The organism is Sphingomonas sp. FUKUSWIS1, assembly GCF_000733135.1.
GTDB lineage: Bacteria > Pseudomonadota > Alphaproteobacteria > Sphingomonadales > Sphingomonadaceae > Sphingomonas > Sphingomonas aerolata.
This window is the reverse complement of the sequence record NZ_JPJC01000203.1, coordinates 1-6,468: the sequence shown is the minus strand read 5'-3', so window position 1 is coordinate 6,468 and position 6,468 is coordinate 1. Positions and strand designations below refer to the sequence as shown.

Annotated in this window: 5 protein-coding genes; 3 read left to right on the top strand and 2 right to left on the bottom strand. The window is 67.8% G+C overall.

Annotation, left to right across the window (positions count from 1 at the left end; all coding sequences use genetic code 11):
* Positions 1-68 precede the first annotated feature (68 nt).
* The gene (locus sphsw_RS12145; protein ID WP_031440849.1) at positions 69-1,880 is read right to left on the bottom strand and encodes an aminopeptidase P family protein; all 1,812 of its coding nucleotides are present in this window, start codon (positions 1,878-1,880) and stop codon (positions 69-71) included.
* 380 nt (positions 1,881-2,260) lie between these two features.
* Here sphsw_RS12145 and sphsw_RS12140 point away from each other — a divergent pair, with 380 nt between their 5' ends.
* The 3 genes from sphsw_RS12140 (at position 2,261) to sphsw_RS12130 (ending at position 5,476) form a co-directional block, all read left to right on the top strand.
* Positions 2,261-4,348, top strand: a complete 2,088-nt coding sequence (locus sphsw_RS12140; RefSeq protein WP_235188380.1) for a S9 family peptidase — start codon at positions 2,261-2,263, stop codon at positions 4,346-4,348.
* A 169-nt stretch (positions 4,349-4,517) separates the two neighbouring features.
* Positions 4,518-5,081 carry a DedA family protein gene (locus sphsw_RS12135; RefSeq protein ID WP_031440847.1) on the top strand — a complete coding sequence of 188 codons (564 nt, stop codon included), beginning with the start codon at positions 4,518-4,520 and terminating at the stop codon, positions 5,079-5,081.
* A complete protein-coding gene (locus sphsw_RS12130; protein ID WP_192141153.1) occupies positions 5,078-5,476 on the top strand; it encodes an acyl-CoA thioesterase in 399 nt (132 codons plus the stop codon). The genes sphsw_RS12135 and sphsw_RS12130 overlap by 4 nt, the downstream gene beginning before the upstream one ends.
* 108 nt (positions 5,477-5,584) lie before the next feature.
* Here sphsw_RS12130 and sphsw_RS12125 read toward each other — a convergent pair.
* The coding region (locus sphsw_RS12125; protein ID WP_031440845.1) for a phosphoenolpyruvate carboxylase at positions 5,585-6,468 on the bottom strand (884 nt) is incomplete at its 5' end.

The window sequence follows — 6,468 nt, the reverse complement described above, 5'->3', positions numbered from 1 at the left end:
GCGCGTGCCGCGGCGGCCGAGCCCGCCGCGGCTCCCCCTACGGATGAGCCGCCTGTGGACTGAGGCGGTCAGCCGATCGGCGCGCATTTTGCCTGAAGCCAGGCGAGGTCGTCGCCGGTCATTTCGGGCGAGAGCGTGTCCAGCACCTGCGCGTGATAGGCGTTCAGCCACGCGAGTTCGGGGTGGGTGAGCAGCGACGGCTCGATCAGCGTGCGCTCGATCGGGCAGAAGGTCAGCGTCTCGAAACCGAGCATCGCGCGGTCCGCGCCGGGAATCGTGCGCGGTTCGATCAGCAGCAGATTCTCGATCCGGATGCCGTATTCGCCCGCCTTGTAATAGCCGGGCTCGTTCGAGAGCATCATGCCGGCACGCAGCGGCTCCATCGCCGCGCCGCCGGGGTAGTTGGGCGAGGCGATCCGCTGTGGCCCCTCGTGCACCGCCAGATAGGCGCCGATACCGTGACCGGTGCCGTGCGCGAAATCGAGCCCCGCCTCCCAGAGCGGACGGCGGGCGAACGCGTCGATCTGGCCGCCGAGCGTGCCGTCGGGGAAGACCGCGGTCGCGATCGCGATATGGCCCTTGAGCACGCGGGTGAAGCGGTCGCGGAGCTCCTTGCCCTGTTCGGGTGCCAGCGCGCCGATCGGCATGACGCGCGTCACGTCGGTGGTGCCGTCGGCATATTGCCCGCCCGAATCGACCAGATAGAGCTGGCCGGGCTCGAGGGGGACGTTCGACTCTTCGGTGCAGTGGTAGTGCGGGCTGGCGCCGTGCGCGCCGGTCGCGGAGATCGTGTCGAACGACGTGTCCTTCAGCAGCCCGGTCGCCTCGCGGAAGGCGAGCAGCTTCGCGGTGGCGGACAATTCGGTCTCGCTGCCGTCGGCGCAGTCGGTCTCGACCCAGCGCAGGAAGCGCGCGAGCGCGGCGCCGTCGCGGACCGAGGCGGCGCGGTGGCCGGCGATCTCGACCGGGTTCTTGAGCGCCTTGGCGAGCACGACGGGATCGCGCAGCGCGAGCACCTTGGCCCCGCCCGCGATCAGTGCGTCGGAAATCGCGGCGACGGCGCGTTCGGGGTCGGCGGCGACGCGCTTGCCCGCATAGTTGCGCAGCGCGGGCTGGAACGCGGTGCGGTCATGGACGCGGACCGCGTTGCCGAGATGCTGGCGGACGGTGTCGTCGAGCTTTTCGGGTGCGACGAACAGGTCGGTGGTGCCGTCGGCGCCGACGATCGCATAGCTGAGCGCGACGGGGGTGTGGCTGACGTCGTCGCCGCGGATGTTGAGCGTCCAGGCGATCGAATCGAGCGCGGAGAGCACGACCGCGTCGGCGCGCTGTTCGGCGAGCCAGTCGGCGATCCGCGCGCGCTTTTCGGCGGACGAGGCGCCGGCGAACGCGTCTGGCTGGATGGTGATCTTCGCAGGCGAGGGCGCGGGGCGGTCGGTCCAGATCGCGTCGATCGGGTTGGCGTCGACCGCGACGAGCTCAGCCCCGCGATCGGCGAGCACTGCGCTGGCTTCGGCGACCCAGGCGCTGGTGTGCAGCCACGCGTCATAGCCGATCCGCGCGCCCTCGGCGACGTGGGTGCCGAGCCAGGCGGCGACACTGGTCTGCGGCACGGGGGCGTATTCCCAGTGATCGCCATCGACCTGTTCGCGGACCTGGAGCGTGTAGCGGCCATCGGTGAAGATCGCGGCGCGGTCGGCAAGGACCGCGGCGCTGCCCGCCGAGCCCTGGAACCCGGTCAGCCAGCCGAGCCGCTGCGCATAGCCGCCGACATATTCGCTCATATGCTCGTCGGTCAGCGGCACGACGAAGCCGTCGAGGCCGGCGGCGGCGAGATGGGCGCGCAGGGCGGTGAGTCGGGTCGGGCTGGATCGGGTCATCGGGGCTTTCGTCGATCTGAATGTTGTGAATGTTGAGACGCTGGCAGCAAAAAATGCGGCGTTGTCAGGTCCAGCGTGCCGGTCGGGTGCCGCGCGGGCGGGGCGTGTGCGGGCAATTGGGGCCGGGACAGGGCATGGCGCGTGTTGTGACAGAAACGCGGCGTGTAGGACAGCGGGGTTTGCTTGCGGGGGTGTCGGGCCGTCACCCCGCCACCCCCCCCGTTCGTCATCCTGACGAAAGTCAGGACCCAAGGTTATTGGCCTCGGCGCTTGTGGCTCTGGGTCCTGACTTTCGTCAGGATGACGGGGGGAAGGATAACCGGGGCGCGGGCGTGGTGCGTTGGCTTCCGGTCGTGGGGGCGGTAACAGGGGGGATGACCATGAATTCCCCTGCCATCTCTTCGCCCGAGACCCCATCCGTGCCGCCGCGTGCCGAGCAGCGGCCGCACAGCTTCACCGCGCATGGCGTGACGATCGAGGATCCCTATGCGTGGCTGAAGGATCCCAACTATCCCGAGGTCGATGACGCGGACGTGCTGGCGTATCTCGCCGCCGAGAACGCCTATTTCGAGGCGCAGATGGCGCCGCACAAGGCGCTGACCGACACTTTGTACGAAGAGATGAAGGCACGCATCAAGGAGGACGAATCCTCGGTCCCGCAAAAGGACGGCGACTGGCTTTACTGGACCGCCTACGAGACCGGCGGCCAGTACAAGAAATGGTGGCGCAAGCCCGTCGCGGGCGGTGACGACGAGCTGCTGCTTGACGAGCCCGCGCTGGCCGAGGGGCATGAATATTTCCGGCTCGGCGCGTTCTCGGTCAGCAATGACGGGCGCTATCTCGCCTATGCGATCGACGACAATGGCAGCGAGCGGTTCGAGGTCCGGGTCAAGGACCTGAACACCGGCGAGCATCTGCCCGACGTGATTCCGGGCATGCTGAGCGAGATCGTGTGGACCGCGGACGATGCAGGCTTCCTCTACGGTCTGGCGAACGAGCAGTGGCGGACCGACAACGCGCGGTTCCACCGGCTGGGGACGCCGATCGCGGACGACGTCGTGCTGTTCCACGAGGAGGACGAGGGCTTCCGCGTCGGCGTCGGCGAGACGAGTTCGCGCAAGTGGATCGTGATCGCGACGAGCGACCATGTGACGAGCGAGATCTACCTGCTGCCCGCGCACGAGCCGCTGGCGGTACCGATCCTTGTGTCCGCGCGGAAGGTTGGCCGCGAATATGACGTCGACGAGCATGACGGGACGCTGTTCATCCACACCAACGACGTCGATCCCAACTTCCGCCTGTGCACCGCGCTGGTCGAGGAGCCGGGCGCGTGGACCGAGCTGATCCCGGCCAGCCCGACCTTCTACATGACCGGGGTGGAGTGCTATCAGGACTTCTTCGTGGTCGACGGGCGCGAGGACGGGCTCGATCAGATCGCGATCCACCGGTACGAGACGCCGACCGAGGGGAAGCGGATCGAGTTTCCCGAGGCGAGCTATGTCGCCGGGCTCGGCGATAATCCCGAATATGACATGACCGTGCTGCGGCTCGGCTATGAGTCGATGGTCACGCCCGGGACGGTGTATGATTATGACGTCGATACCGGTGAGCGGACGATGCTCAAGGTGCAGGAGATTCCGAGCGGTTACGACGCGGCGAAATACGCGACCGAGCGGCTGAAGATCACCGCACGCGACGGCACCGAGATCCCGGTGTCGATCGTCTATCCGGCCGGGTTCGTGCGCGACGGGTCGGCGCCTGTGTTCCTCTATGCCTATGGCGCTTACGGCTATGCGATCCCGCCGGGCTTCTCGACCGGGCGGATGAGTCTGCTCGATCGCGGCTTCGCCTATGCGATCGCGCATATCCGCGGCGGCGATGACCTTGGCCAGCAATGGTATCTCGACGGCAAGCTGGAGAAGCGCGAGAACACGTTCAACGATTTCGTCGATGTGGCCAAGGCGCTGGTCGACGCGAAGTGGACGTCGGCGGGGCGGATCGCGATCGCGGGGCGGTCGGCGGGTGGCGAGCTGATGGGGGCGGTGGTCAATTCCGACCCCGAGCTCTGGGGCCCGGTGATCGCCGACGTGCCGTTCGTCGACGTGCTCAATACGATGCTCGATGCCGAGCTGCCGCTGACGCCGGGGGAATGGCCCGAATGGGGCAATCCGATCGAGGATCCGGCGGCGTTCGCGCTGATCCGCTCCTATTCGCCGTACGACAACGTCAAGGCGCAGGCCTATCCGCCGATGTTCATCAGCGGAGGGCTGAACGATCCGCGCGTGACCTATTGGGAGCCGGCGAAATGGGCGGCCAAGCTGCGGCTGATGAAGACCGACGACAATGTGCTGTTGCTCAAGACCAACATGGGCGCGGGGCATGGCGGCAAGTCGGGCCGGTTCGAGTCGCTGCGCGAGGCGGCGGAGGAGCATGCGTTCGTGCTGTGGCAGTTGGGCGTCGCGGGATGATTCTTGGTTCGCGCGAAGGCGCGAAGGCGCGAAGATTTAGAGTTTTCGCGCGGAGACGCGGAGGACGCAGAGAGAAGATGCACACCATTCTCAGCGTCCTCTGCGCCTCTGCGCGAACCACCTATCTTTGCGCCTTCGCGCCTTCGCGTGAACAAGGACTGCCTGCCGCGTGACGATCGAGGCGTTGGTGGCGCGCTATGGCGTCGTGGCGATCTTTCTGGGCGCGGGGGTCGAGGGGGAGGCGGCGGTCGTGACGGGCGGGGTGCTCGCGCATCAGGGGCTGGTGTCGCTGGCGGGTGCGATGGCGGCGGCGGTGGTCGGGTCGTTCGTTGCGGACCAGCTGTTCTTTGCGGGCGGGCGGTATTTCCGCGAATCGCGCCCCGTTGCGGCGATCCGGCGGCGCTCGGCCTATGCGCGCGCGATTGACCTGCTCGAACGCTATCCGCGGCGGTTCATCTTCGCCTATCGCTTCGTCTACGGGATCCGCACCGTCAGCCCGATCGCGATCGGGACGAGCCGGATTTCGCAGCGCCTGTTCCTGGCGGTGAACCTCGCCGCGGCGATCGTGTGGGGCTGTGCGTTCAGCGCGATCGGCTATGCGTTCGGCCACGTCATCGAGGAGATGCTGGGGCGGATCGGCACCGGGCGGCTGATCCTGTTCGGCGCGGCGGCGCTGTTGGCGGTCGGCGGCGGCTGGTTCGCGTGGCGGAAATGGCGGGAGCGCAGCGCATGACCTTCACGATGACGATCACCGCGGCCGAGGCGGATATCGACGAGCTGGGGCACGTCAACAATGCGGTCTGGGTCCAGTGGATTCAGCGGATCGCGACCGCGCATTGGGAGGCGGTCGCGCCCGCCGAGCACAAGGCCGCCTATGTCTGGGTCGTGACGCGGCACGAGATCGACTATCGCGGTAGCGTGGTCGCGGGCGAGACCGTGACCGGCGAGACCTGGGTCGAGGGCGGGCCGAAGGGCGCGCGGTTCGACCGGCATGTGCGGTTCGTCGGCGATGACGGGCGCGTGAAGCTGGAGGCGGTGACGACCTGGGCGCTGCTCGACCGGGCGAGCGGGCGGTTGCTGCGCGTGCGGCCGGAGATTGCGGCGCCGTTTTTTGGTGCGGCGGGCTGAGGGTTCTGGGTGGGGGGTTTGGGGTGAGGGTCTTGGCCTCACTGGCCCTCACCCTTCCCGCGGCAAGGGCCGCGGGCCCCTTCCCTCTCCCCCGAGGGGAGAGGGAGGTTAGCCTGAGTTCCTCAGACCCGTCGCGATCGCGTTGATCGAGAGGAGGATGCCTTCGCCGATGCGCGCATCCTCTTCGCCGGCACGGCGGCGTTTGATGAGTTCGATCTGGAGCAGGTTGAGCGGCTCGATATAGGGCAGGCGGAGGCGGATCGACGCCTCGAGCGCGGGGTGTTTTTCGAGCAGGCGCGACTGGCCGGTCGCGTCGAGCAGCCCGTCATGTGTCTGCTGCCAGCCGTCGCGGATCCGGCCGAAGACGGTGTCGCGCAGCGCCGGATCCTCGACCAGCCCCGCATAGCGTGCGGCGATCGCCATGTCCGACTTGGCCAGCACCATCTCCAGATTGGCGAGCGCGGAGGCAAACAGCGGCCAGCCCTGCGCCATGTCGCGCAGCAGCGCCTTGTCCTCGAACCCGGCGAGCGCCTGGCCGACGCCGTACCAGCCGGGAAGCATGACGCGCGCCTGCGCCCAGCTGAACACCCAAGGGATGGCGCGCAGATCCTCGATCCGGTCGGACTTGGTGCGGCTGGCGGGACGGCTGCCGATCTTGAGCCCGGCGATCTCGGCGATCGGCGTCATCTGGCGGAAAAACGTCCGGAAGCCGCGCTCGTCGCCGCCGACCGTGCCGTAGACGAGGTCACGATAGCTGTGGAACGCGGTGTCGCTGAGCCAGTCCATCGCGGCACAGAAGCGTGTGGTGTCGGCGTTCGACAGGCGTTCGGGTTCGAGGCTGGCGAGCAACGTGGCCGAGGCGATCGCCTCGAGATTGGTCATCGCGGCGTCGCGCGTGCCGTATTTGGCGGCGATCACCTCGCCCTGTTCGGTGACCGTGTTGCCGTATTTATACTTGGCCATGTAGCTGCGGATGCCCTTGCGGAACACGT